Here is a 23,193-nt window from a genome sequence, read left to right as displayed (position 1 = left end):
ATTTGATCGGTATCAACGCCTTCTGAGGCAAGGCCGGTCAAACTAGGACGCTAACGCCGCAGGATGCATTCATGTCGACGAACCATCGCACCTCCCAGCTGTTTGCCTCGCTCCTGATTGTGTTGCTGCTCGCCGCCGGCGGCTTCGGTTACTGGAAATCCACCCAGGACCGCCTGCCCGAAGGCTTGAGCATGGGCAATGGTCGCCTGGAATCCACTGAGGTGCAGATTGCCGCCAAGATACCCGGGCGCCTCGCCGAAGTGCGCGTGGATGAAGGCGACAAGGTGCTCAAGGGCCAACTGCTGGCGCGCATGGACACCCGCACCCTGGAGGCCCAGCGCGCCCAGGCTGAAGCCGAGGTGCTGCGCGCCAAGGAAAACTTCGCCGCTGCCGAAGCCAATGTGCAACTGCGCCAAAGCGAGCAACTGTTGGCCCATCAGGAGCTCAAGCGTACGCAGGAGCTATACGCGCGTGGCTTTGCCAGCAGCCAGCTGATCGACCAGCAGCAGGCTCGCCAGAATACCGGCAATGCGGCCGTAGTCGCGGCCCAAGCCCAGGTCAATTCGGTCAAGGCGGCCATCGGCGCCGCCGAAGCCCAGGTGGCGCAACTCACCAGCGAAATCGATGACAGCAGCCTGCGCGCGCCCATCGACGGCATTATCCAGCTACGCCTGGCTGAACCGGGCGAAGTGCTCGCCGCCGGTGGGCGCGTGTTGCTGCTGATCGACCCCCAAGATCAATACATGAACCTCTACTTGCCCGCCTCTGTGACCGGCCGCCTGACCGTCGGCAGCGATGCACGCATCCTCCTCGATGCACTCCCCGACCAACCGCTGCCGGCCAAAATCAGCTTTGTCGCGGCCAAATCGCAATTCACGCCCAAGGAAGTGGAAACCCGCGACGAACGCCAGAAACTGGTATTCCGCGTCAAACTGCGCCTGACCCAACCCAGCGCCGTGCCGCAGGCCAAGCCCGGCATGCCCGGTGCCGGCTATGTGCGTACGGCTGACATCGACTGGCCGGCCAACCTGAAATGACCGACCTGGCGCTGCACGCCACAGGTGTTCAGCACCGCTATGGCAAGCAACAGGCGTTGATCGACATCGCCTTCGGCCTGCCCGCCGGTACGCGCTGCGGGCTGATAGGCCCGGATGGCGCAGGCAAGTCGAGCCTGCTGGGCTTGATCGCCGGGGTTAAACACCTCCAGGAAGGCCAACTGGAGGTGCTCGGCGGCTCCATCGCCGACCGCCGCCATCGCAACAGCCTGTACCCGCGCATCGCCTTTATGCCCCAGGGCCTGGGCGGCAACCTGTATCCCGAGTTGTCCATCAGCGAAAACATCCGCTTCTTCGCCACGCTGTTTGGCCTGTCGAAAGCCGACTGCGACCAGCGCATGCACAACCTGCTGCTGGCCACCGACCTCGCCCGTTTCGCCGAGCGCCCGGCCGGCAAACTCTCGGGCGGGATGAAACAGAAGCTCGGCCTGTGCTGCGCACTGATCCACGACCCGGACCTGCTGATCCTTGACGAGCCCACCACTGGCGTCGACCCGCTGTCGCGTAGACGCTTCTGGGAACTGGTCGATACCGTACGTGCCGAGCGCCCGCAACTGACCCTGCTGGTGGCCACGGCCTACATGGAAGAGGCCGAGCAGTTCGAACATTGCCTGATGCTCGATCGCGGCAAACTGATCGCCAACGGGCTTAGCAGCGAACTGGCGGCGGCCACACCCAGCGGAAAACTGGATGAAGCCTTTACCCACTTCCAGGGCGACAGCGCCCACAACAACCAGCCACTGGTGATCCCGCCCAGGGCAAGCGCCAACACCGATATCGCCATCGAAGCCCACGACCTGACCCTGCGCTTCGGCGACTTCACGGCAGTCAACAAGGTCAGCTTCGCTATTGGCCGGGGCGAGATCTTCGGTTTCCTCGGTTCAAACGGTTGCGGCAAGACCACCACCATGAAGGTCCTCACCGGCCTGATGCCGGCCACCGAAGGCCGTGCTACGTTGCTGGGCAACCCGGTGAACGCCAAGGACCTGGCCACCCGCAAGCGCGTGGGCTTCATGTCGCAGAGCTTCTCACTGTATGGCGAACTCAGCGTGCGCCAGAACCTGGTGTTGCATGCGCAGTTGTTCGACTTGCCCAAGGCCGACAGTGGCCCGCGGATCGACGAACTGATCCAGCGTTTCGACCTGGGCGAAGTCGCCGAGCAGCCGTCCGGTGAACTGCCCCTTGGCCTGCGCCAACGGTTGTCGCTGGCCGTGGCGGTGCTGCATCGCCCCGAGGTGCTGATCCTCGATGAACCGACCTCAGGCGTAGACCCAGCGGCACGGGATGATTTCTGGCGGTTGCTGATCGAGCTATCGCGCGAACAGGGGGTGACGATCTTCCTGTCCACTCACTTTATGAACGAAGCCCAGCGCTGCGACCGCATCTCCCTGATGCATGCGGGCAAGGTGCTGGCTTGCGACACGCCCGACGCGCTGCAACAGCAGTTCCACGGCGACACCCTTGAAGCCGCGTTTGTCACGTGCCTGGAGCAAGCCCAGGGCGAACCGGAACCGACGGCGCCTACCGCCACCGTCAGCGAAACCACTGCACCGCCTGTGAGCAAGCGCGGGTTCAGCCTGGCGCGCCTACTGGACGTGGCCAGTCGCGAAGGCAAGGAACTCTTGCGCGACAAGGTGCGCATGGCCTTCGCCCTGCTCGGGGCGATGTTCATGATGGTGATCTTCGGCTACGGCATTTCCCTGGATGTGGAAAACCTCGCCTTCGCCGTCTACGACCAGGACCAGACCCCGCAAAGCCGTGCCTACCTGGAAGCCTTTCGCAGCTCGCGCTATTTCGCCGAGCAAACGCCAATCCAGGATGCCAACGAACTGCACCGGCGCCTGCAACGCTCGGAAATCAAACTGGCGCTGGAAATCCCGCCGGGCTTTGGTCGTGATCTTTACGCCGGTCGCCAGCCCACCGTGGCCGCGTGGCTCGACGGCGGCATGCCGTTTCGCGCGGAAACCAGCCGCAACTATGTCGAGGCAGTGCACCAGGGCAACCTCGAACAACTGGCCGAACTGAGCAGCTCGCCCTCGAACACACAAGCTGCCGCCAAGTTGGAAACCCGCTTCCGCTATAACCAGGACGTGGTCAGCGTAAATGCCATCGGCCCGGGCGTCATGGCGCTGATCCTGGCCTTTATACCGGCCATGCTGACGGCCCTGGGCATCGTGCGCGAGAAGGAGCTGGGCTCGATCACCAACTTCTATGCCACGCCCCTGACCCGCCTGGAGTTTTTGCTGGGCAAACAGGCGCCCTACCTGGCAGTGAGCCTGGTGAACCTGGCTGTACTGGTGGCGATGAACCGCTGGCTGTTCGGCGTGCCGTTCAAGGGCAGCGCCCTGACCCTGGCGTTTGGCGGCCTGCTGTACGTGCTCGCCACCACCAGCATGGGCCTGCTGATTTCCGCATTCACGCGCACCCAGATCGCGGCGATCCTTGGCACCATGATCATCACCAGCCTGCCGACCATCCAGTTCTCCGGGCTGATCGTGCCGCGCTCGTCCCTGGAGGGCGCGGCGGCGGTGATGGGCATGCTGTTTCCGGCGGGGCACTTTCTCGATATTGCGGTGGGCACCTTCACCAAGGCCCTGGACTTGCGCCAGTTGTGGCCACAGTGCCTGGCGCTGTTCGGATTTTTCCTCGGTTTTACCGGACTGAGCCTGATCATGCTCAAGAAGCAGGAGGCCTGATGCACAAGTTTGCGCATATCCTGCGCCTGGGGATCAAGGAGCTGACCAGCCTGCGCCACGACAGTGTGTTGCTGCTGTTTCTGTTCTACGCCTTCACGGTGGCGATCTATATGCCCGCCGCGGGCTCGGTGATTGGGGTGCACCATGCCAGCGTGGCATTTGTCGACGAAGACCACAGCCCGCTCTCGCGACAGATGGCCGAAGCGCTGCAACCGCCCGAGTTCCAGCCACCCGCACCGTTGGCGTACGACCAGTTGGACAAGGTCATGGACAGCGGCCAGTACACCTTCGTGATCAACGTACCGGCGAACTTCCAGGCCGACCTGTTGGCCGGTCGACAGCCCGCCGTACAGGTGAACGTCGACGCCACGGCGATGAGCCAGGCCTTTATGGGCGCCGGCTACATCGGCCGGATTTTCCAGCGCGAGTTGCTCACCTACAGCGGCCAGGCGGATAGCGCCGCGAAAGCGCCAGCGCAACTGACCACCCGGGCGCTGTTCAATACCAACCTGGAGGGTGGCTGGTTCCTGGCGGTGATCCAGATCGTCAACAACATCACCATCCTCGCCATCGTGCTCACCGGCACCGCCCTGCTGCGCGAGCGTGAACACGGCACCCTCGACCACTTGCTGGTACTGCCGCTGACAGCACTGGAAATCATGCTGGCGAAAATCTGGAGCAACATGCTGGTGGTCGTGCTGTGTACCTGGCTATCCCTGGAAGTGGTGGTCAAGGGCTTGCTCGGCGTACCGCTGGCCGGCTCGCTGGCGTTATTTCTGTTCGTGACCGCGCTGTACCTGTTTGCCAGCACGGCCCTGGGCATCTTCCTCGCCACCCTCGCCCGCTCGACGCCTCAGTTCGGCTTGCTGGCGATCCCGGTGATCATCCCGATGCTGCTGCTTTCCGGCGGCAGTACCCCGCTGGACAGCATGCCCGAGTGGTTGCAGTGGGTGATGCAGGCTTCGCCGTCGACGCACTTTGTGAGCCTGAGCGCAGCGATCCTGTTCCGCGATGCGGGCGCTAGCGTGGTGTGGCCGGACCTGCTGGCGCTGGCAGGGATCGGCCTGCTGTTCTTTGCCGTGGCGTTGGCGCGGTTCAGGAAAAGCCTGGCCTCCTGAGCGTGGCGAGCGGGCTTGTTGTTGTGGTCAGCCGGCTTGTTGTGGCGAGCGGGCTTGCCCCGCGTTGGGTGGCGAAGCCGCCCCAAAATCATACGCCTCGGTACGCCTGAAGAAATCGGGTGGAATTGGAGGGGGCTGCTGCGCAGCCCAACGCGGGGCAAGCCCGCTCACCACAACAAGCCGGCTCACCACAACAAGCCCGCTCGCCACAACAAGCCGGCTCGCCACAGTAAGCGCGATCGCCACAGTTACTGGATGATGAGGTTATTGAACAGCAGGTCTTCCACCACCGGTTTGCCGGTTTCGTCGCTCATCACTTGCTGGGTTTGCTTGAGTGCTTCCTGGCGCAGCTTTTCCTTGCCTTCGACACTGCTCATGGTCTCGTTGGTCTGCTGGGTGAACAGTGCCACCAACTGGTTGCGAATCAATGCATCGTTGGATTTGACCAGCGCCGCCGCTTCGGGGCCGGTGACGCGCAGGGCGATGTCGGCCTTGTACACCTTGAGCTTTGCCGTGCCATCCAGGCCATAGTTGCCCACGAACGGCGGAGTCAGGCTGATATAGCTGACCTTCGGTGCCTCACCTTCTTTGGCTTCTTCGGCCTGGGCTGCCATCGGCAAGGTCAGGGCCAGCATCAACGGGATCCACGCTTTCACAGTTCATTCCTCACATTCGATTGCCAGGTAGCATAACGCTAGCAAGGCTGAGCACAAGCTTATGGCGACTTATCAGGCCAGGGCATGCTCGTTGACCCCCGGGCGTACCCTCCTACACTTATCGGCCACGACGCCAAAAGGAATAGTCCGATGAAAGCTGTGCTGTGCAAAGCCTTCGGCCCTGCCGAAACCCTGGTGCTGGAAGAGATCCCCAGCCCGGCGATCAAGAAGAACGAAATCCTGCTGGACGTGCACGCGGCCGGGGTCAACTTCCCGGATACCTTGATCATTGAGGGCAAGTACCAGTTCAAGCCGCCTTTCCCGTTCTCGCCGGGCGGCGAAGCGGCGGGGGTGGTCAGTGAAGTGGGCGAAAAGGTCAGCCACCTGAAGGTCGGCGACCGGGTCATGGCGCTGACAGGCTGGGGCAGCTTTGCCGAACAGGTCGCCGTACCCGGCTATAACGTGCTGCCGATCCCGCCGAGCATGGACTTCAACACCGCAGCCGCGTTCAGCATGACCTACGGCACGTCGATGCACGCCCTGAAACAACGGGCCAACCTGCAACCTGGCGAAACCCTGCTGGTGCTCGGCGCCTCCGGTGGCGTGGGCCTGGCCGCCGTGGAAATTGGCAAGGCCATGGGCGCGCGCGTGATCGCCGCCGCCAGCAGCGCCGACAAGCTCGCGGTGGCCAAGGCGGCCGGCGCCGATGAACTGATCAATTACAGCGAAGCCAGCCTGAAAGACGAGATCAAGCGCCTGACCGATGGCAACGGCGCCGATGTGATCTACGACCCGGTGGGTGGCGACCTGTTTGACCAGGCCATCCGCGCAATCGCCTGGAACGGCCGCCTGCTGGTCGTGGGGTTTGCCAGTGGGCGCATTCCGGAGCTACCGGTGAACCTGGCGCTGCTCAAAGGTGCGGCGGTGGTCGGGGTGTTCTGGGGCTCGTTCGCCCAGCGCCAGCCGCAGGATAATGCGGCGAACTTCCACCAGTTGTTTGCCTGGTACGCCGAGGGCAAGCTCAAGCCGCTGGTGTCGCAGGTGTATCCGCTGGAACAAGCCGCACAGGCGATCAATGATCTCGGCCAGCGCAAGGCGGTCGGCAAGGTCGTCGTCCAGACCCGCTGATAGCCACGTGAAATGCGATCAGTGTGGGAGGGGGCTTGCCCCCGATTGCTGTGGGTCAGTTGATGCAACTGTTGACTGAGTCACCGCCATCGGGGGCAAGCCCCCCTCCCACATTTGCTCTGCATTGGTCTGAGAAGCGCTAAACGACCACCACGTATCGATTATCGACATGTTCGTAAGAGAACACGCGCTTGCTCTGTTTTCTTGTGTTTGCACATAAGACGCGATGCTATTTTCGGTAACGAAACTGTAACATTCGCATCCGCAGTCAAAACAAGAAATCTGGAGCTCTTGAATGTTTGCTTTTTTTCGTCCTGCCGCGCACCAGGCACCCCTGCCTGAAGAAAAAATAGACAGTACCTACCGACGACTGCGCTGGCAGATCTTCGCCGGTATTTTCTTCGGATACGCCGGGTACTACCTGCTGCGCAAGAACTTCTCCCTGGCCATGCCTTACCTGATCGACGAGGGTTACACCCGTGGCGAACTGGGCCTGGCAATGTCGGCCATCGCGATTGCCTACGGCTTGTCCAAGTTCCTGATGGGCCTGGTGTCCGACCGCTCCAACCCGCGCTACTTCCTGCCCTTCGGCCTGCTGGTATCGGCGGGGGTGATGTTCATTTTCGGTTTCGCACCTTGGGCAACGTCCAGCGTGACCATGATGTTCATTCTGCTGTTCATCAATGGCTGGGCCCAGGGCATGGGCTGGCCGCCAAGCGGACGCACCATGGTGCACTGGTGGTCGCAAAAAGAACGCGGCCGCGTAGTCTCGGTCTGGAACGTCGCGCATAACGTCGGCGGAGGCCTGATCGGCCCGCTGTTCCTGTTGGGCATGGCCTGGTTCAACGACTGGCATGCGGCGTTCTATGTGCCGGCAACCGTAGCGTTGCTGGTGGCGGCGTTTGCCTTCATCACCATGCGCGACACCCCGCAATCGGTTGGCCTGCCGCCGATCGAGCAGTACAAGAACGACTACCCGGAAGGCTACGACGCCAGCCACGAAGACGAATTCAGCGCCAAGGAAATCTTCGTCAAGTACGTGCTGCGCAACAAAATGCTGTGGTACATCGCCTTCGCCAACGTGTTCGTCTACCTGCTGCGCTATGGCGTACTGGACTGGGCGCCAACCTACTTGAAAGAAGCCAAGCACTTCACGGTCGACAAGTCGTCCTGGGCGTACTTCTTCTACGAATGGGCCGGTATTCCAGGCACGCTGTTGTGCGGCTGGATGTCGGACAAGATTTTCCGCGGTAACCGAGGCCTGACCGGCATCGTGTTCATGACGTTGGTAACCTTGGCCACCCTGGTCTACTGGCTCAACCCGCCGGGCAACCCGATGGTCGATATGATCGCGCTGTTCTCCATCGGCTTCCTGATCTACGGCCCGGTGATGCTGATCGGCCTGCAGGCGCTGGAACTGGCGCCGAAGAAAGCCGCCGGTACGGCAGCGGGCTTCACCGGCCTGTTCGGTTACCTGGGCGGTTCGGTGGCGGCGAGCGCGGCCATGGGCTACACGGTGGACCATTTCGGCTGGGACGGTGGCTTTGTGCTGTTGATCGGCGCGTGCCTGCTGGCCATCGCCTTCCTGATCCCAACCTTATGGCACACCAACAGTGTCAGCTCGGCGCGTTAATCACCTGAGCAATCCTTTGCACAACGCTTGAGCCGCGCCTCCAGATTCTTGTCTGGCATGGCGTGGCTACGCAGGGCGTTGACGGTCTGCTCGACATAATCGCGCGTAGTGCCGTAACGCCCGCAAGCGCTTTGCAATACGTGATTGAGCACGATATCGGGCAAGTTGCCGGCGTAGCTGGGTAAATGCCGCTCCAAGACAAACCCTAACGCCTGTACCTGGCTGCCATCTTCCAGACGGCAACTGAGCCAGTGCGGCCGGTAGGAGGGGTATGGCATCTCGCGCTGCCACAGGGCATAAAGCGAGGCCTCCAGCTGATCTTCCGGCAGGCGATAGGCAAACCCGCTGCACGAACCGCCCCGATCCAGCCCGAACACCAACCCTGGTAGTTCCGGTGTACCCCGATGCTCGTGGGACCACAGGTACAGGCCCCGGTGATAACCGTGGACCCGTGCCCGCACGCGCTCGGTCGAGGAGCACTCAGGGCGCCAGATCAGCGAACCATAAGCGAATAACCAGACCGGCCCACCCTTATGCCTGGCCATGGTGGCCTGCATTGAGCTCATCAACTGTTCGTGAGTGAGTTGCGGCCCCAGATCGAGCCGCGGAGGGTAAGCCAATTGCAAAAGATCGGTTTCAATAACGGTCATGGCGGATCGCTTAGGTCTCCTGTGTTGCTGCGAAAAGCTGTTACCAGTTGTAAGCAACTTTACCGTAATAGAACGCGCCGCTGTAACCGTATGGCGAAAAAGTGCTATAGGCCAAATTGCCACCACTGCTGGCGAAGGCGTTGACCTTCTCCGGGTATTTATCCGTAACGTTGTCGCCGCCCAGGGTGAAGGTCCAGTTCTTCAGCTTGTAGTCCACCGACAGGTCGAGCACCCAGGCCGCCTTGAAGGTCTGGTCGTTGACCTTGTCGGCCTGGTAACTGGTGAATTCACCATAGCGCACCAGGTTGCTGTGCAACGCCCACCGGCCGAAGGTGAAGTCGTTACCCAGGCTCAGTTTGTGCTGGGGCGTGGTGTCGCCGAGCAAACCGATGCGCTCGCGACGGTCCACCCGCAGCAGGTTCACCCCCAGGCTATCGAGGACGGCCGGGTTGGCTTTCACGTCGGTGACCTTGGTGTGGTTGTAGTTGTAGCCCACGGTGCTGTTCCAGCGGATGCCGTTATCGAGTTGATAGCGATAGTTGGCCACCAGGTCGACGCCGTCGGTGCTGGTGTCGGTGGCATTGGTGAAGTACCGCGCACTGGTGTAGTTGATATTGCCCACGCCATTGGCCTGCAGGTAAGCAATCGCCGCCGGGTTGAGGTTCAGGTTGGACGAAAGGCTGATGCGGTCACGGATATCGATGCGGTACACGTCCAGCGTCACGGTCAAGTCATCGGCCGGTTCCAGTACCAGGCCGAGGCTGTAGTTGCGCGATTTCTCGGCCTTGAGGTCTTCGGCACCGAGCAGACGGGCCACCTGGCTGTTGGCCGGGAAGGTGCCGGCTTCCTGGATCGTACTGCCGATCAACTGCGAGGAGGTGTAGGCAAAGTTCTGCTGGGCCAGGGACGGTGCGCGGAAACCATTGGAAATACTGCCGCGCACCGCGACTTGCGGGGTGAAGTCGTAACGCGCTGACAGCGAGCCGCTGACATTGGAGCCAAAGTCGCTGTAGTCCTCATGGCGCACGGCGGCCGAGGCACTGAGTTTTTCGGTGAAGTTGGTTTCCAGGTCCAGGTACTGTGCCCAGTTATGCCGTGTGCTGGTGCCCGCATCAGCATCACGAAAGCCACCTAACCCCGAGCTGCCGGTCTGGTAATAAGAGGCGGGCTCTCCCGCCTCGATTTCATACCCCTGGTGCAAGTATTCACCACCAAACGCCACGGACACCGGGTAAGGCAGCCAACCCACGTCGAACTCGCGAGACAGGTCCAGGCTGATTTGCTTCTGGTCGTTGCTCAACGTGCCGTTATCGAACTTGCGCGGCGTGGCCAGGCCCAGGGAGGTGTTGATGGTTTCGGTGCTCAGCGCGTACTGGTTCTTGCCGTAATTGGCCGAGAAGTCGTAATGCCAGTCGTAGGCCAGCAAGCCGCGCAGGCCCACCACCAGTGAGGTGTCCTCCAGGTCGCCTTTGATCAGCGGCAGGTAGCCGTTGGGGTTGAGCGCCGGGATGTTGTTGGACGCATTGCTCGCCCGGTAGAACGCTGCCGTCTCGCCGCGTCGCTTGCTGTAACCGCCGAAAGAGTAGAACTCGGCCGCATCGTTGAAGGAATATTCGGAGTTGAACTGCAATTTGCCTTCATTGGTCGCCGGCTCGCCTTGTCGGAACACGCGCTGGCCGTAGGTGGTGGAACCCACGCTACCCGGCCGGAAATCATCCCCGGCGCGGTTGGTGTAGTCGTTGTCGGCACCTTCGGCCGAGAGGTTGATAAAGCCGTTGTCACCCAAAGCCAGGCCAGTGTTGCCGCTGATATTGCGCTGGATGCCATCGCCCTTCTTGTATTCGCCAAACTTGGTGGAGATCGAGCCGCCATGGTCAGCGTGCTTGAGGATCACGTTGATCACACCCGCGATGGCATCGGAGCCGTAGCGCGCGGAAGCGCCGTCACGCAGCACTTCGATATGATCCACCGCCGACAGCGGGATCGCATTCAAATCCGCCGGGGCCGAACCACGCCCTACCGCACCGCCCAGGTTGACGAACGCACTGGTGTGGCGGCGCTTGCCGTTGACCAGCACCAGCACCTGGTCCGGCGACAGGCCGCGCAACTGTGCAGGTCGTACCAGCTCGGCACCGTCCACCAGGCTTGGGCGAGGGAAGTTGATCGACGGAATCAGGCGCGCCAGCACCGCCCCCAGCTCATCGGAGCCGGTACTGCGTAGGGTCTCACCGGAAATCACATCGATAGGCGACAGTGAAGCGCTGGCCGTGCGCTCCTGGGCACGGGTACCGGTGACGATCACCGTGTCGAGTTTGGGTACATCGGCGGCAGGCGTTTCAGCCGCCTGGACTGGATTGAATCCCACTGCGGTCAGCAAATTGGCCGACAAAATCGCTGAGTACAACGCGTGTTTCTTGTAGCTCCCCATACCGCTCCCCTTGGAATCAACACTCAGAACTTCATTGCGCTGAGTGCGTACGATCGATCCGGCTGGCGGGCGGTGGCGGTCAGTGATTGGTTAGTGTCTGTCGTTCGGTAGTCCGTTGATATATAGCTTAAAGATATTTATCAAATAAATTAAATACCTTAAAAGAATAAGCAAAAGTATAAGCCCCCCCGCCCTTTCGTCAGGATTCAGGGCAGCAATCCCGCTACTTTCAGCCCTGGTTCAGCCTGGGCGCACGTCAAGCCGTCAAAATAGCGTGCACATCACGACCCACTTAGCCGCCTCTCACACCGACTATCGAGGTCGCCTCCATGAAAAAATATCGACTGCCCGGCCTGCTGTTCCTGGCCCAGGCCGCCACGGCCCTCGCTGCCGAAGCGCCGCCCGCCAATGACGACGATGGCTTCTGGTATGCGCAGACCAGTGTCTACACCCGCCATTTCGCGCCGGACCCGGACCACAATAACCAGCAAGACTTGATCGGGCTGGAACGCAATGAGCCGTCAGGCCTGGTATATGGCGGCGCGACGTTTCGCAACTCGTTCAGCCAGCGCTCGTACTACGTCTACGCGGGCAAGCGCTATGACATGGCTGACTATCCGGTGTATGTGAAACTGACAGGCGGGGCGATCCAGGGTTATCGCGGCGAATATCGCGACAAGATCCCGTTGAACCGTTTTGGCGTGGCGCCGGTGATCATTCCGTCCGTGGGCGCCCATTACGGGCCGGTGGCGGCGGAACTGGTATTGCTGGGGTTCAATGCGGCGATGGTGACGACCGGAGTACGATTCTGAGCCGGCACAAACCATTGTGGCGGGTGGCTTGCTCCCGATAGGGAAGTGCCAGCCAGCTCATTTGGACTGATACACCGCTATGGGAGCAAGGCGAATCGTCGCACCGCCCCTCCCACCGTTTGATCGCGTCAGGGCCGCGGGGCGTAGGCGAATACGTCGGCGCGCATCTGGTGCGCATCCATGCCGGCCTCCACCAGTGCGTCCAAGGTCCCGTAGATCATCGCCGGCGAACCGCTGGCGTAGACATGCACCGCCTTCAGGTCGGCAATGTCCTCGCACACAGCCTCATGCAACAGCCCGCAGCGACCCTGCCAGCCACACAGGTCGCTGACGACTTTGTGCAGGAACAGGTTGGGCAGTTGAGCCCATTGATCCCAATGCTCGATCTCGTAGAAGTCTTCTGGACGACGCACGCCCCAATACAGGTGCACCGGGTGCTTGAAGCCCGAGGCGCGGCAATGCTCGATCAGGCTGTGCATCTGCGCCATGCCGGTGCCGGCGGCGATCAATACCAGCGGCCCGTCTGGCAGCTCAGCCAGGTGGGTGTCGCCAAACGGCAGCTCAATGCGAGCCATCCGGTTGCGCTGCAACTGCTCCAGCAGGTTGCGCGCGCTGTCCTCACGGGCCAGCACGTGCAATTCCAGGTCGCGCCCGGCATGGGGCGCGGAGGCCAGGGAAAACGCCGACTTCTCGCCGTTCTCCCGCTCGATCATCAGGTATTGCCCAGCGTGGTAACGCACTGCCTTGCCGGCCGGGGCGCGCAGGCGCACGCGCCACACATCGCCACCGACCTCCACGCACTCGCTCAACTGGCACGCCAACTTGCGCAGCGGTAACTCACCCGGTGCCAGCACGCCATCCCACAACACCACACAATCTTCCAGTGGCTCGGCGATGCAGGTATAGAACTCACCATGGTCGCGCACCTCGCCGGCCTGCTGCACGCGGCCTTCCACCAGGAGCGCCGCACACACGTGGCACACGCCGTTGCGACAGGCTTGCGGGCACTCGTAGCCCAGGCGGCGGGCGCCTTCGAGAATTCGCTCGCCAGGGACCAACTCCAGTACCGCACCGGAAGGTTGCAGGGTTACACGCATCAATCTATTCCCAATTCTTTCCAGATCGCATCGACACGCGCCGTCACGGCTTCATCCTTGACGATCACCCGCCCCCACTCGCGGGTGGTTTCACCCGGCCACTTATGGGTGGCATCCAGGCCCATCTTCGACCCCAGCCCCGACACCGGCGAGGCGAAATCAAGGTAGTCGATCGGCGTATTGTCGATCATCACCGTATCGCGCTTGGGGTCCATGCGCGTGGTGATGGCCCAGATCACGTCGTTCCAGTCACGGGCGTTGATGTCGTCGTCGGTGACAATAACGAACTTGGTGTACATGAACTGTCGCAAAAACGACCACACACCCAGCATGACCCGCTTGGCATGGCCTGGGTACGACTTCTTCATGGTCACAATGGCCATGCGGTACGAACAGCCTTCCGGCGGCAGGTAGAAGTCGGTGATCTCCGGGAATTGCTTTTGCAGGATCGGCACGAACACTTCGTTGAGCGCCACGCCGAGGATCGCCGGCTCATCCGGTGGTCGGCCAGTGTAGGTGCTGTGGTAGATCGGCTTGATTCGATGGGTAATGCGTTCAACGGTAAACACCGGGAAGCTGTCGACTTCGTTGTAGTAACCGGTGTGGTCACCGTAAGGGCCCTCATCGGCCATTTCACCGGGGTGAATCACGCCTTCGAGGATGATTTCGGCGGTGGCCGGTACTTGCAGGTCGTTGCCACGGCACTTCACCAGCTCAGTGCGGTTGCCGCGCAGCAGGCCGGCGAATGCGTATTCGGACAGGCTGTCCGGTACCGGCGTCACGGCGCCGAGGATGGTCGCCGGGTCGGCACCCAGCGCCACGGAAACCGGGAACGGCTTGCCCGGGTGCTTTTCACACCACTCACGGAAATCGAGGGCACCGCCGCGGTGGCTCAGCCAACGCATGATCACTTTGTTGCGGCCGATCACTTGCTGACGGTAGATACCGAGGTTCTGGCGATCCTTGTTCGGGCCCTTAGTGACGGTCAGACCCCAGGTGATCAGCGGGCCGACGTCGCCGGGCCAGCAGGTCTGCACCGGCAACATGCCCAGGTCGACGTCATCACCCTCGATGACCACTTCCTGGCACACCGCGTCCTTGACCACCTTGGGCGCCATGGCAATGATCTTGCGGAAAATCGGCAGCTTCGACCAGGCATCCTTCAAGCCCTTGGGAGGCTCGGGCTCCTTGAGGAATGCCAGCAGCTTGCCGATCTCGCGCAATTCGCTGACCGATTCGGCGCCCATGCCAAAGGCCACGCGGTCGGGGGTGCCGAACAGGTTGCCGAGCACCGGGATATCAAAGCCGGTCGGGTTCTCGAACAGCAGCGCCGGGCCCTTGTTACGCAGGGTACGGTCGCAAATCTCAGTCATTTCCAGCACCGGGGAAACCGGTACCTGGATACGTTTCAACTCTCCGCGCTGCTCAAGTTGCTGCACGAAATCCCGAAGATCCTTGAATTTCATTAACCATGCCACCCGTAAAATAGGCGTACATCCTACCTGCTCTGACCGCGGCTGGCAGCTTAATTGGCCGTCAGCCCCCGTGATTGCAGCGAACTGAACAGTGGCTCCAGAAAGGCTTCGATGTGCCGCGCACCGACCTCGGAGAGGTGATTATCATCGGTGTACAGCGCGCGACCATTGAGTTCGACCCGACATAGACCGTCGACGCCACACAGCAGGGGCGCCGGGTCCAGTACCGCCACGCCACTGTCGGCAGCCGCCAACTCGTCGAATAGCTGGGTGATAAAAGCCTGGCGCCGCTCATGCTCCTCCACCGCAAGCCCTTCTCCCTCCACCGGGCGGTGCATCATGGCCAGGCGACTGAGGCGGTAAGGCACGATGATTTGCTGCAGCGGGACTTCCTTGACCAACCACACGCGATGCCCGGCGGCGCGCAACCCCTTGATGCGCTCGCGCAGGCCCTCGGCGAAGCGTTGTTCGGCCACGGCGCGCACGTACTCACCGGTGCTCGGGTCCTTGAGCGCGTGCTCCTTGTCGCCCGACATTTGCCCATAGAGGTAAAGGCTCCAGCGCGCCGCCAGTACCACATCACTGAACGACTGACCGGCCAAGGCCTTCTCGACGCGGCGATTGAAATGCGCACACCGAGAAATATTCTCCAGACCGTCCAAGGGCACGCAACCGGCGAAGCTGGCCTGTACCAGGCTGATGTCGTGGCGCTTGGCCCCATCCTCAAGCGCCGGAATCAACGCGGTGGCATGGCTATCGCCCCACACCAGCGCGGACACCGACAGACTTTTGGGGCCAAAGTGGCAGAACAGTCGCTCATCGGGCGTGTCCTTGTCCGCCAGGCAGGCCATGAGTTCCGGGCTCCATTTCTTAGCCTGGGCATACCGCAACGCCTGTTCGGACAAGCGTGAAGGCACGCCATCGGCTTCGCGCACCGCAAGGCCCGTCAAGCCCAGGCACAGGATGCCAGCCCCGGCAGCGGCCAGGATCGCCTTGCGCCCAGCCAGCAAGCGCTTTTCCCGAAACGGCGCCTCCACGAAGCGCCAGGACACATAACCCAGCACCAGGCTCAGCAATAACAACCCGGTCAGATCAAGCGTGCCCAAGCCATCAACCGCGGCATAGTTGGCGTACACGAACACCGGCCAATGCCACAGGTACCAGGAATAAGAAATCAGCCCCAGGCCCACCATCAACCGCGAACTGAGCAACCGCCCGACCCAGGTTTGCCGCTGCCCATTGGCCCAGATCAAACCAACCACACCCAGCACCGGCAGCAAAGCAGCGGCACCGGGGAATGGCGTGGACGCATCGAAAGCGAATATGGCAATCAGGATCAACGCCATGGACACCAGACTGACCCCCTGGGCGAGTGCCGGTGAAGCGCGCCAGTCACGCTTGGGCATCACCGCCAGCATCGCACCCGCCAGCAGTTCCCAGGCCCTGAGGTGTAGCAGGAAGAAGGCTTTTTGCGGTTGGTGGTCGACGGCCCAGACGCTCAGGCCAAACGACACCAGCAACACCACGAACAAGGCCAGGCGCCAGTGTTTCAAGCGGCTGGAAAGCAGGGTCAGCAACAACGGGAAGAGGATGTAGAACTGCTCCTCCACCGCCAGCGACCAGGTGTGCAGCAATGGCTTGATGTCAGAGGAGGCGTCGAAATAACCGTGCTGGCGTGAAAATAGCAGGTTGGAGGTGAAGATCGCCTGGTAGTGCGCCGACCGTCCCAGCTCTTCGTAGTCCTTGGGTGCCAACAGGAACCAACCCACTGCCAGTGTCGCGGCCATCATCATGAACAACGCCGGCAGGATACGCCGGGCGCGGCGAGCCCAGAAGTCGACGAAACTGAAACGCCCGGCCTGGCGTTCGCGCCAGATGATCGAAGTAATCAAAAAGCCGGAAATCACAAAAAAAACGTCTACCCCCACAAAGCCGCCAGTAACGCCTGGAACGCCAAAGTGGAACAGTACGACTGCAAGGACAGCGACAGCACGTAGGCCATCAATGTCTCTTCGGTAAGCAAGAGAGGTCATAAATCTAGAGTCAGCCAGATACGAATGGGGATGAGCGTAGCCTCGCTCACCTTTTTTGTTTCTTAACTGACACTTGACGCGCTCAAACCTCCCTTTTTCGACACAAAAAAAATGGCGCCCCGGAGGGCGCCATTCTTTCGGACCTGAAACGTCGTATTACTTACGTTTCATCGACAGGAAGAACTCGTCGTTGGTCTTGGTGGTTTTCAGCTTGTCGATCAAGAACTCAATGGCCGCAACTTCGTCCATTGGGTGCAGCAGCTTGCGCAGGATCCACATGCGCTGCAGTTCGTCGTCGGCGGTCAGCAACTCTTCGCGGCGGGTGCCGGAGCGGTTGATGTTGATCGCCGGGAACACGCGTTTTTCCGCGATGCGACGGTCCAGGGGCAATTCCATGTTGCCGGTACCCTTGAACTCTTCGTAGATCACTTCATCCATCTTCGAGCCGGTTTCAACCAGCGCGGTGGCGATAATGGTCAGCGAGCCGCCTTCTTCGATGTTCCGCGCGGCGCCGAAGAAACGCTTCGGTTTCTCCAGGGCGTGGGCATCGACACCACCGGTCAATACCTTGCCGGAGCTCGGGATCACGGTGTTGTAGGCGCGAGCCAGACGGGTGATGGAGTCGAGCAGGATCACCACGTCCTTCTTGTGTTCGACCAGGCGCTTGGCCTTCTCGATCACCATTTCGGCAACCTGCACGTGGCGGGTTGGCGGCTCATCGAACGTCGAGGCAACCACTTCGCCGCGCACGGTGCGCTGCATTTCGGTAACTTCTTCCGGACGCTCATCGATCAGCAATACGATCAGGTGAACTTCAGGGTTGTTACGTGCGATGTTCGCTGCAATGTTCTGCAGCATGATGGTCTTACCGGCTTTCGGCGGTGCGACGATCAGGCCACGCTGGCCCTTGCCGATGGGAGCGCACAGGTCGATGACTCGACCGGTCAGGTCTTCGGTGGAACCGTTGCCGGCTTCCATCTTCATGCGCACGGTCGGGAACAGCGGGGTCAGGTTCTCGAAGAGAATCTTGTTTTTCGCGTTCTCGGGACGATCGAAGTTGATCGTGTCGACCTTGAGCAGGGCGAAATAACGCTCGCCTTCCTTCGGAGGGCGGATCTTGCCAACGATGGTGTCACCGGTGCGCAAGTTGAAGCGACGGATCTGGCTCGGCGAGACATAGATATCGTCTGGGCCGGCGAGATAGGAGGCGTCTGCAGAGCGGAGGAAGCCGAAGCCGTCCTGGAGAATCTCCAGCACGCCATCACCGGAGATTTCCTCGCCGCTTTTCGCGTGCTTTTTCAGCAGGGAGAAAATCACGTCCTGCTTGCGCGAACGGGCCATATTTTCTATGCCCATCTGTTCGGCCAATTCGAGCAGTTCGGTAATCGGCTTTTGCTTGAGTTCAGTCAGATTCATATAGGAATGACGTAATCATTTATGGAGGGGGGGAAATTAAGCTTTTGGCTTAATGAGGCCGCGCCGCAGAGAAGGCGACAGGATCGCGTACTAATCGAAAGGAATGCGTCGGCGACGGCTTGCAGGGGGCAGTGGAGAAACCAGTGCGGGGCCGAATGTACCACCTGAGTTTCGGAGCGTCTAGCCCTGTTTCACGAAAAAGCCCCGCGATTTGCGGGGCTTTTTGCTGACGCTTAGATGTGCGCGTCGAGGAAAGCTTGCAACTGGGACTTCGACAGCGCGCCTACTTTGGTCGCTTCGATGTTGCCGTCCTTGAACAGCATCAGGGTCGGGATACCACGCACGCCGTGCTTGGCCGGGGTTTCCTGGTTGTCGTCGATGTTCAGCTTGGCAATGGTCAGCTTGCCTTCGTAGGTGGTCGCAATGTCGTCCAGGACTGGAGCGATCATTTTGCAAGGGCCGCACCATTCAGCCCAGTAGTCAACCAGCACCGGGCCAGCAGCCTTGAGTACTTCGGCCTCAAAGGTCGCGTCGGTGACGTGCTTGATAAGATCGCTGCTCATGGATGTCTCCGGATTGTAAGCAAAAAAAACGTTGCCCATCATAGCTGCCCTTCCCCCGTTCAGGAAGCCGTCTCTGATTGAGTCTTGCTATGGTGGTGCATGAGTTTGGGTATGGGCCCAACTCAGGGCGTTACGGGAGTCACAAAGGCAATGCCAGTACGCAATGCCGCGTTGCGCACGTGTTCCTGCATGGTTTTTTGTGCCGCTGCACTGGCGCGACGTGCCAGGGCACGCAGGATTCGACGGTGCTCCTGCCAGGTTTCCATGGCCCGCTCCGGCCGGATGAACGGTAGTTTCTGGCTCTCCAGAAACACCTCGGCGCTGGCGCTGAGTATGCTCACCATCGCCTGATTGCCGCTGGCCAGGAGGATGCGCTGGTGAAATTCGAAGTCCAGTCGGGCGGCAGCTTCGAAGTCACCGGCCTTGAGCACTTTGCGCATGGCCTCGACATTGTCTTCAAGGCTATCCAGCTCATCGAGGGTCAATGTCACTGCCGCCAAACCCGCCGCAAACCCCTCCAGCGCGTAGCGCAACTGGAAGATATCCAGCGGCGTGGCCTGGGCCGCGAAGGGCCAGGCAAATCCCGGCGACTCTTGTACCTCCTGCACAAACACGCCCTTGCCTGGCTGCACACTGACTACGCCCAAAGCACTGAGGGACGACAATGCCTCGCGCAAAGACGCCCGGCTCACGCCCAACTGCACTGCCAAGTCGCGCTGGGATGGCAATGCATCACCCGGCCCGAAGCCCTGCTCCTTGATCAGTTTACGGATGGCCTGCAGGGCCGCTTCCGGTACGGCTTGGGCGATGGAATTCATAAAAAACTCAAGGTTCCAGACAACTGAGCGGCTAGTTGTAAAGCTATTCGCAGCCGGCGGCAAGCTACGCCCCAAAGGGGCTCGCCAGGTTTTGTCGACGCCCGAAAAGGGTGCGAAATGCCTGCCAACTGTTCAGACCAGTAAGACCACTTAAACTCAACAAATCCGAGCGTTGCAGGCCATTGCGACGGTCATGGCATGGGCTGTGCACTGGGCAAATCCAGAAATTCCCTTCGCCCTTCTCGGAGAGTTGCCATGACCAAGCGCTACAGCGCCCTGCTCACTGCCCTGTTTGCCAGCCTGATGCTGAGCCAGGCACCCGCCCAGGCCAACGGTCTGGACGACATCGTCGCCCGTGGCACCCTCAAGGTCGCCGTGCCCCAGGACTTCCCGCCATTCGGTTCGGTCGGCCCCGACATGAAACCACGCGGCCTGGATATCGACACCGCCAAGCTGCTGGCCGACCAACTCAAGGTCAAGCTGGAACTGACGCCGGTCAACAGCACCAACCGCATTCCGTTCCTCACCACCGGCAAGGTCGACTTGGTGATCTCCAGCCTGGGCAAGAACCCCGAGCGTGAAAAGGTCATCGACTTCTCCAAGGCCTACGCCCCCTTCTACCTGGCGGTGTTCGGCCCGCCTGACGCCCCCATCGCCAGCACTGACGACCTCAAGGGCAAGACCATCAGCGTGACTCGTGGCGCCATCGAAGACATCGAGCTGACCGCCGTCGCCCCCAAAGAGGCAACCATCAAGCGCTTCGAAGATAACAACTCGACCATCGCCGCCTACCTGGCCGGCCAAGTCGACCTGATCGCAAGCGGCAACGTGGTGATGGTAGCGATCAGCGAGCGCAACCCGAAACGCGTGCCCGCGCTGAAAGTGAAGCTCAAGGATTCGCCGGTGTACGTGGGCGTGAACAAGAACGAGCCGGCGTTGCTGGAGAAGGTCAACCAGATCCTGGTCGCGGCCAAGGCGGACGGCAGCCTGGAAAAGAACGCGATGCAGTGGCTCAAAGAACCACTGCCTGCTGACCTCTGAAGCGGAGCTGATTGATGGCCTATCAATTCGACTTTGTGCCGGTGCTGGCCAATACCGACCTGCTGTTGCGCGGTGCCCTGTTCACCCTTGAGCTGACCGCTATCGGCGCGATCCTGGGGGTCGCCCTGGGCACCGTGGGGGCCGTGGTGCGGGCGTGGAAAATCCAGCCATTCGCCTGGTTCTTTGGGGTGTATGTCGAGTTGATCCGCAACACGCCGTTCCTGGTGCAGTTGTTCTTTATCTTCTTCGGCCTGCCGTCCCTGGGGCTGAAGATTACCGAGTGGCAAGCCGCCGTGCTGGCGATGGTGATCAACCTGGGGGCCTACTCCACCGAAATCATCCGCGCCGGTATCCAGGCCATCCCGCGCGGGCAACTGGAGGCCGCCGCAGCGCTGGCGATGACACGCTTCGAAGCATTCCGCCATGTGGTGCTGCTACCGGCGCTGGGCAAGGTGTGGCCGGCCTTGAGCAGCCAGATCATCATTGTGATGCTCGGCTCGGCGGTGTGTTCGCAGATCGCCACCGAGGAACTGAGCTTTGCCGCCAACTTTATCCAGTCGCGTAACTTCCGCGCGTTTGAAACCTATGCCCTGACCACCCTGGTGTACCTGTGCATGGCGTTGATGATTCGCCAGTTCCTCAACTGGATTGGCCGCCGCTTCGTGATGAGGAACAGTCGATGAGTGATTTTTCCTTCTGGGACATCGTTCGCAACCTGGCCACCGGCCTGCAGTGGACATTGTTGTTGTCGTTGGTGGCGTTTGTCGGCGGTGGCCTGATCGGCTTGCTGGTGATGACGATGCGCATCAGCCGCAAGGCTTTCCCGCGTAATGTCGCGCGCACCTACATCGAACTGTTCCAGGGCACGCCGCTGTTGATGCAACTGTTCCTGGTGTTTTTCGGCATCGCCCTGCTTGGCGTGGATATCTCGCCCTGGCTGGCCGCGGCGATTGCCTTGACGCTGTTCACCAGCGCCTACCTCGCCGAAATCTGGCGTGGCTGCGTCGACTCCATCGCCCACGGGCAGTGGGAAGCCTCGGCCAGCCTGGCCCTCAACCCATTTGAGCAACTGCGCTACGTGATCCTGCCCCAGGCCCTGCGAATTGCCGTGGCGCCCACCGTGGGCTTCTCGGTGCAGGTGGTCAAAGGCACCGCAGTGACCTCGATCATCGGCTTCACCGAATTGACCAAGACCGGCGGCATGCTCGCCAATGCCACTTTCGAGCCCTTTATGGTCTACGGCCTGGTGGCCCTCGGTTACTTCCTGCTCTGCTACCCCTTGTCCCTCAGTGCGCGCTACCTGGAAAGGAGACTGCATGCCTCTGCTTAGAATTTCCGCCCTGCATAAGTATTACGGCGATCACCACGTACTCAAGGGCATCGACCTGACGGTTGAAGAAGGCCAGGTGGTGGCGATCATCGGCCGCAGCGGCTCGGGTAAATCCACTTTACTGCGAACCCTCAATGGCCTGGAATCGATCAACGACGGCGTGATTGAAGTTGACGGCGAATACCTCGACGCCGCCCGTGCCGACCTGCGCAGCCTTCGGCAGAAAGTGGGCATGGTGTTCCAGCAGTTCAACCTGTTCCCGCACCTTACGGTGGGCGAAAACGTCATGCTTGCGCCACAGGTCGTACAAAAAGTGCCCAAGGCCAAGGCGACACAATTGGCGCGACAGATGCTGGAACGCGTTGGCCTGGGCGAGAAGTTCGACGCCTTTCCCGATCGCCTTTCAGGCGGCCAGCAGCAACGCGTTGCCATCGCTCGTGCGCTGGCGATGTCGCCCAAGGTGCTGCTGTGCGATGAAATCACTTCGGCGCTGGACCCGGAACTGGTCAATGAAGTCCTCAGTGTGGTTCGCCAGTTGGCCAAGGACGGCATGACCCTGATCATGGTGACCCACGAAATGCGCTTTGCCCGGGAAGTCGGGGATAAGCTGGTGTTCATGCACCAGGGCAAGGTGCATGAAGTCGGTGATCCCAAGGGGCTGTTTGCAAACCCTCAGACTGCCGAGCTCGCGAATTTCATCGGCACTACCGAGGCCTCCGCCTGACCCGTCAGCCTCCTGGCACCAGCTCGAATCGTCCATTGCCCTCCAGCGTGGTTTTATCGCGAACGGCAATGGCCGCACTCGACAGCCAGGTGTCGACCTGCACCTGCGCTGAAAAGGTACGCCCGGTGGCAGGCAACCCACCTGCCAACACAACCAGCACCTGCCCTGGGCGCAGGGCCCCGCCTCGCTCGGCGTGGTTGTACAACTGCGCCAGCTCCACGGGCTTCCCATCCAGCAGGGGATGCTGGAGGGTCAGGTTGAAATAGTCTTGCCGACCAAACCTGTAGCCCTCAGCGTTGGCGGGCGTACCGTCAAAACGCAGCGCAATCACGGTTGCCCCAGGGCACACCACATTCAAACGCACTGTGCGCTTGCCCATGGAAACGGCCTGGCTGGCCGACTGCCCGTCACTTCGCAGCAGGCCATAGTCAACCAGCGGCTGGCTCAAGGACAAACGACAAGCCGCACTGGCCTCACCCGCCAGCAACAGCCCCGCCAGCAGCACACCAGCACGCTTCAA

The 23,193-nt window shown here is 61.1% G+C and carries 20 protein-coding genes; 10 read left to right on the top strand and 10 right to left on the bottom strand.

The window, feature by feature from the left end; all coding sequences use genetic code 11:
- Positions 1-71 precede the first annotated feature (71 nt).
- The 3 genes from AC1Q6I_RS18605 to AC1Q6I_RS18595 are packed head-to-tail and all read left to right on the top strand — an operon-like array spanning position 72 to position 4,869.
- The gene (locus AC1Q6I_RS18605; protein WP_024078007.1) at positions 72-1,037 is read left to right on the top strand and encodes an HlyD family secretion protein; all 966 of its coding nucleotides are present in this window, start codon (positions 72-74) and stop codon (positions 1,035-1,037) included.
- Positions 1,034-3,751 (top strand): ribosome-associated ATPase/putative transporter RbbA, encoded by a 2,718-nt coding sequence (rbbA, locus tag AC1Q6I_RS18600; protein WP_102625019.1) that lies wholly within the window; start codon positions 1,034-1,036, stop codon positions 3,749-3,751. Before AC1Q6I_RS18605 ends, rbbA begins: the two co-directional genes overlap by 4 nt.
- A complete protein-coding gene (locus tag AC1Q6I_RS18595; protein WP_024078009.1) occupies positions 3,751-4,869 on the top strand; it encodes an ABC transporter permease in 1,119 nt (372 codons plus the stop codon). Before rbbA ends, AC1Q6I_RS18595 begins: the two co-directional genes overlap by 1 nt.
- Before the next feature lie 248 nt (positions 4,870-5,117).
- Here the strand turns inward: AC1Q6I_RS18595 and AC1Q6I_RS18590 are convergent, their stop codons facing one another.
- Complete coding sequence (locus AC1Q6I_RS18590) at positions 5,118-5,525, bottom strand: flagellar basal body-associated protein FliL (RefSeq protein ID WP_024078010.1); 408 nt, start codon at positions 5,523-5,525, stop codon at positions 5,118-5,120.
- Between the two features lie 150 nt (positions 5,526-5,675).
- Between AC1Q6I_RS18590 and AC1Q6I_RS18585 the strand changes: the two genes are divergently transcribed.
- A complete protein-coding gene (locus AC1Q6I_RS18585; protein WP_069077247.1) occupies positions 5,676-6,653 on the top strand; it encodes an NADPH:quinone oxidoreductase family protein in 978 nt (325 codons plus the stop codon).
- A 295-nt stretch (positions 6,654-6,948) separates the two neighbouring features.
- Positions 6,949-8,286 (top strand): glycerol-3-phosphate transporter, encoded by a 1,338-nt coding sequence (gene glpT, locus AC1Q6I_RS18580; RefSeq protein WP_024078012.1) that lies wholly within the window; start codon positions 6,949-6,951, stop codon positions 8,284-8,286.
- Here the strand turns inward: glpT and AC1Q6I_RS18575 are convergent.
- Positions 8,283-8,936, bottom strand: coding sequence for a gamma-glutamylcyclotransferase (locus AC1Q6I_RS18575; protein ID WP_024078013.1), 654 nt, complete (start codon positions 8,934-8,936; stop codon positions 8,283-8,285). The genes glpT and AC1Q6I_RS18575 overlap by 4 nt on opposite strands.
- Before the next feature lie 40 nt (positions 8,937-8,976).
- Positions 8,977-11,364 carry a TonB-dependent receptor plug domain-containing protein gene (locus AC1Q6I_RS18570; protein ID WP_024078014.1) on the bottom strand — a complete coding sequence of 796 codons (2,388 nt, stop codon included), beginning with the start codon at positions 11,362-11,364 and terminating at the stop codon, positions 8,977-8,979.
- A 329-nt stretch (positions 11,365-11,693) separates the two neighbouring features.
- Between AC1Q6I_RS18570 and AC1Q6I_RS18565 the strand changes: the two genes are divergently transcribed.
- Positions 11,694-12,176 carry a sn-glycerol-3-phosphate transporter gene (locus AC1Q6I_RS18565; protein ID WP_102625518.1) on the top strand — a complete coding sequence of 161 codons (483 nt, stop codon included), beginning with the start codon at positions 11,694-11,696 and terminating at the stop codon, positions 12,174-12,176.
- A gap of 128 nt (positions 12,177-12,304) precedes the next feature.
- Here AC1Q6I_RS18565 and AC1Q6I_RS18560 read toward each other — a convergent pair whose 3' ends face one another.
- The 6 genes from AC1Q6I_RS18560 to AC1Q6I_RS18535 form a co-directional block, all read right to left on the bottom strand.
- Complete coding sequence (locus AC1Q6I_RS18560) at positions 12,305-13,273, bottom strand: CDP-6-deoxy-delta-3,4-glucoseen reductase (RefSeq protein WP_024078016.1); 969 nt, start codon at positions 13,271-13,273, stop codon at positions 12,305-12,307.
- Positions 13,273-14,739 carry a 4-hydroxy-3-polyprenylbenzoate decarboxylase gene (gene ubiD / locus AC1Q6I_RS18555; protein WP_024078017.1) on the bottom strand — a complete coding sequence of 489 codons (1,467 nt, stop codon included), beginning with the start codon at positions 14,737-14,739 and terminating at the stop codon, positions 13,273-13,275. Before ubiD ends, AC1Q6I_RS18560 begins: the two co-directional genes overlap by 1 nt.
- 59 nt (positions 14,740-14,798) lie before the next feature.
- The gene (locus AC1Q6I_RS18550; RefSeq protein ID WP_102625519.1) at positions 14,799-16,781 is read right to left on the bottom strand and encodes an acyltransferase family protein; all 1,983 of its coding nucleotides are present in this window, start codon (positions 16,779-16,781) and stop codon (positions 14,799-14,801) included.
- A gap of 156 nt (positions 16,782-16,937) precedes the next feature.
- The gene (rho, locus tag AC1Q6I_RS18545; RefSeq protein ID WP_017845130.1) at positions 16,938-18,197 is read right to left on the bottom strand and encodes a transcription termination factor Rho; all 1,260 of its coding nucleotides are present in this window, start codon (positions 18,195-18,197) and stop codon (positions 16,938-16,940) included.
- Positions 18,198-18,430: 233 nt separating this feature from the next.
- A complete protein-coding gene (gene trxA / locus AC1Q6I_RS18540) occupies positions 18,431-18,760 on the bottom strand; it encodes a thioredoxin TrxA (protein WP_024078019.1) in 330 nt (109 codons plus the stop codon).
- 122 nt (positions 18,761-18,882) lie between these two features.
- On the bottom strand, positions 18,883-19,578 hold the full coding sequence (locus tag AC1Q6I_RS18535) for a FadR/GntR family transcriptional regulator (protein WP_024078020.1): 696 nt from the start codon (positions 19,576-19,578) through the stop codon (positions 18,883-18,885).
- A 255-nt stretch (positions 19,579-19,833) separates the two neighbouring features.
- Here AC1Q6I_RS18535 and AC1Q6I_RS18530 point away from each other — a divergent pair, with 255 nt between their 5' ends.
- Genes AC1Q6I_RS18530 through AC1Q6I_RS18515 form a run of 4 tightly spaced genes read left to right on the top strand, consistent with a single transcriptional unit; the run spans position 19,834 to position 22,673 of the window.
- On the top strand, positions 19,834-20,619 hold the full coding sequence (locus AC1Q6I_RS18530) for a transporter substrate-binding domain-containing protein (protein ID WP_024078021.1): 786 nt from the start codon (positions 19,834-19,836) through the stop codon (positions 20,617-20,619).
- Between the two features lie 14 nt (positions 20,620-20,633).
- Entirely contained in the window at positions 20,634-21,302 is a 669-nt protein-coding gene (locus tag AC1Q6I_RS18525; protein WP_024078022.1) for an amino acid ABC transporter permease, read from the top strand.
- A complete protein-coding gene (locus tag AC1Q6I_RS18520) occupies positions 21,299-21,949 on the top strand; it encodes an amino acid ABC transporter permease (protein WP_024078023.1) in 651 nt (216 codons plus the stop codon). The genes AC1Q6I_RS18525 and AC1Q6I_RS18520 overlap by 4 nt, the downstream gene beginning before the upstream one ends.
- Positions 21,936-22,673, top strand: coding sequence for an amino acid ABC transporter ATP-binding protein (locus AC1Q6I_RS18515; protein WP_102625520.1), 738 nt, complete (start codon positions 21,936-21,938; stop codon positions 22,671-22,673). Before AC1Q6I_RS18520 ends, AC1Q6I_RS18515 begins: the two co-directional genes overlap by 14 nt.
- Positions 22,674-22,677: 4 nt before the next feature.
- Here the strand turns inward: AC1Q6I_RS18515 and AC1Q6I_RS18510 are convergent, their stop codons facing one another.
- Complete coding sequence (locus AC1Q6I_RS18510; protein ID WP_158244166.1) at positions 22,678-23,193, bottom strand: DUF1120 domain-containing protein; 516 nt, start codon at positions 23,191-23,193, stop codon at positions 22,678-22,680.

Source organism: Pseudomonas sp. MPR-R2A5 (assembly GCF_058793055.1).
This window is presented reverse-complemented; position numbering and strand designations above follow the sequence as displayed.